Raw genomic sequence first — 2,698 nt, forward strand, 5'->3', positions numbered from 1 at the left:
TTGGCTAAACCAGCGGGACGTGACCCCTGAACGTTAAGGGAAAAGCCAACCTTGAGGCTCTACTTGAGGGTCAAGGCTCGCGTGATTCCCGTTGTCAAGGTTCCAAAGATGCGTGTCCCCGCTGTGTAGGCTGGGGTCTCAAGAAGCCGCAGGCAGCGAATCGAAAGTGGATGGATACGTGAGCACAGAGCAGAGCGCCGCGACTCTGGACGGCATCACAGAGGACCTCACGGACGTCGTGCTTGGCCCCACGGGCCGCCCCGTGCGGGAGTACCCGGTCCCTGCACCCCTCGACTCACACGGGCCCGCCCGCATCATCGCGATGGTGAACCAGAAGGGCGGCGTCGGCAAGACGACGTCCGCGATCAACCTCGCCGCCGCGCTCGCCGAATACGGCCGGCGCGTGCTCATCGTCGACTTCGACCCCCAGGGCGCCGCTTCCGCGGGCCTCGGGACCAACCCGCACGAGCTCGACGTCACGGTCTACAACGTGATGATGGATCGCCACGTCGACATCCACGAGGCAATCCGCAAGACCGAGATCGAGAACCTCGACCTCCTCCCCGCGAACATCGACCTCTCGGCCGCCGAGGTCCAGCTCGTCACCGAGGTGGCGCGCGAGCAGGTCCTCGCGAGCGCCCTGCGCAAGGTCGAGGACGAGTACGACGTAGTGCTCATCGACTGCCAGCCGTCGCTCGGCCTCCTCACGGTCAACGCGCTCTCGGCCGCGCACGGCGTGGTCATCCCGCTCATCTGCGAGTTCTTCGCGCTGCGCGCCGTCGCGCTGCTCGTCGAGACGATCGACAAGGTCCAGGACCGCCTCAACCCGCGGCTCGTGGTGGACGGCGTCCTCGCCACGATGTTTGACGCGCGCACGCTCCACAGCCGCGAGGTCATCGCGCGCCTCGTCGAGGCGTTTGGCGACAAGGTCTTCGATTCTGTGATCAAGCGCACCATCAAGTTCGCGGATGCAACAGTGGCCGCCGAGCCGATCACGCGCTACGCGGCCAACCATCCGGGCGCCGAAGCGTACCGGGCCCTGGCACGCGAGCTCGTGGCCCGCGGTGGAGCTCCCTAACCTGGAAGCAGCGGGCCTCGGACCGCCCGCATCGGGCTTCGAGGTCCGGCTCGAGAACTTCACCGGCCCGTTCGACGCGCTCCTGGGCCTGATCGCCAAGCGTCGGCTCGATATTACGGAGGTCGCCCTCGCGACCGTCACCGACGACTTCATCGCCTACATCCGCGCGCTGCGGGAGCGCGGCGAGGAGTGGGCGCTCGACGAGGCGAGCGAGTTCCTCGTGATCGCGGCGACGCTCCTGGACCTCAAGGCTGCGAGGCTTCTGCCGCAGGGCGAGGTCGAGGACGAGGAGGACGTAGCCCGGCTCGAGGCCCGCGACCTCCTGTTTGCGCGGCTCCTTCAGTACAAGGCATTCAAGGAGATCGCGGCGATTTTCGGCGAGACCTTCGAGTCGGAGGGCCGGCGCTTCCCGCGGGCCGTGACGCTCGAGCCTTCGTTCGCGGCGCTCCTGCCCGAGCTCGTGTGGCAGCACACGCCCGAGCAGTTCGCCGCCCTCGCGGCGAAGGCCTTCGCCCCCAAGGAGGCACCGCCGTCGGAAGTCGGGCTCGCCCACCTGCACGCGCCGCCCGTGAGCGTGCGGGAGCAGGCCGCGATCATCGGCGCGCGCCTCCGCTACGGCGGACCCCAGAGCTTCCGGGCCCTCACGGCCGACGCCGAGTCGCGGCTCGTGATCGTGGCCCGGTTCCTGGCGCTCCTCGAGATGTTCCGCGATCGCGCGGTCTCGTTCGAGCAGGCCGCGCCGCTCGCCGAGCTGAGCGTGCGCTGGACCGCGGGGGAGGGCTGGTCCGCGGAGCGGCTGAGCGAGGAGTACGACGACGGCGAGGAGCCTCCCGCAGATGACGCCGCCGAGCGGGTGGCCGGGGAGGCAGACGGGGCCGAGGACCCAAATCGGGAGGAACAGCATGCAGGGTGATCGGAGGGCAGCGGCCCTCGAGGCGGTGCTCATGGTCGTTGACGAGCCTGTGAGCGCGGCGGAGCTCGCCGCGACGCTCGACCTCCCGCAGCACGAGGTCGAGGATCTGCTCGGAACGCTTGCCGCGCAGTACGACGCCGACGGCCGCGGCTTCGAGCTGCGCCCGGTCGCGGGGGGCTGGCGGTTCTACTCGCGCGCCGAGTTCGCGGACCTCGTCTCGGGGTATGTCCTCGAGGGCCAGACCGCGCGGCTCACTCAGGCCGCCCTCGAGACGCTCGCCGTCATCGCGTACCGCCAGCCGGTGGCCCGCTCGCGCGTCGCGGCGATCCGCGGCGTCAACGTCGACTCGGTGGTGCGGACGCTCGTCACGAGGGGGCTCGTCGAGGAGGTCGGGACGGATCCGGAGTCCGGCGCGATCCTGTACCAGACCACGTCGTATTTCCTCGAGCGCCTCGGCATCGGCTCGGTCGCCGAACTCCCGCAGCTCTCGCCGCATCTGCCCGGACTCGACGAGCTGGGCTCGATCGACGGCGCCTACGGAGGTCTCGCTGGCTGATCCGGTATCCTAGAGGGCGGGCTTTCGCCCTCTTTCCCTTCTACGCGTCCGAAAGCGGACGCTCCATAAACGCAAAGGCCGGGTCATGACACAGGCGGGACGCCAGGGTTCACCACGCAAACGGGGGCAGAATTCTGCCCAGAACAACGCC

At 69.1% G+C, this 2,698-nt stretch carries 3 protein-coding genes; all 3 read left to right on the forward strand.

The window, feature by feature from the left end; all coding sequences use genetic code 11:
• Nucleotides 1–178: 178 nt before the first annotated feature.
• From ACLN58_RS20585 to scpB, 3 genes are read left to right on the forward strand one after another with little or no spacing between them, the layout of a single operon-like run.
• Complete coding sequence (locus ACLN58_RS20585; RefSeq protein WP_415857092.1) at nt 179–1,078, forward strand: ParA family protein; 900 nt, start codon at nt 179–181, stop codon at nt 1,076–1,078.
• Nucleotides 969–1,991, forward strand: a complete 1,023-nt coding sequence (locus tag ACLN58_RS20590; protein ID WP_415857093.1) for a segregation and condensation protein A — start codon at nt 969–971, stop codon at nt 1,989–1,991. The genes ACLN58_RS20585 and ACLN58_RS20590 overlap by 110 nt, the downstream gene beginning before the upstream one ends.
• On the forward strand, nt 1,981–2,547 hold the full coding sequence (gene scpB, locus ACLN58_RS20595) for an SMC-Scp complex subunit ScpB (RefSeq protein WP_415857094.1): 567 nt from the start codon (nt 1,981–1,983) through the stop codon (nt 2,545–2,547). Before ACLN58_RS20590 ends, scpB begins: the two co-directional genes overlap by 11 nt.
• The last annotated feature ends 151 nt before the right edge of the window (nt 2,548–2,698 follow it).

It is taken from the genome of Sinomonas sp. G460-2 (assembly GCF_047759905.1).
Lineage (GTDB): Bacteria > Actinomycetota > Actinomycetes > Actinomycetales > Micrococcaceae > Sinomonas.

What these genes read in the sequence shown, in the direction of transcription:
- ACLN58_RS20590 (WP_415857093.1), top strand. Translation starts at nt 969, where the DNA reads ATGCAACAGTGGCCGCCGAGCCGATCACGCGCTACGCGGCCAACCATC.
- scpB (WP_415857094.1), top strand. Translation starts at nt 1,981, where the DNA reads ATGCAGGGTGATCGGAGGGCAGCGGCCCTCGAGGCGGTGCTCATGGTC.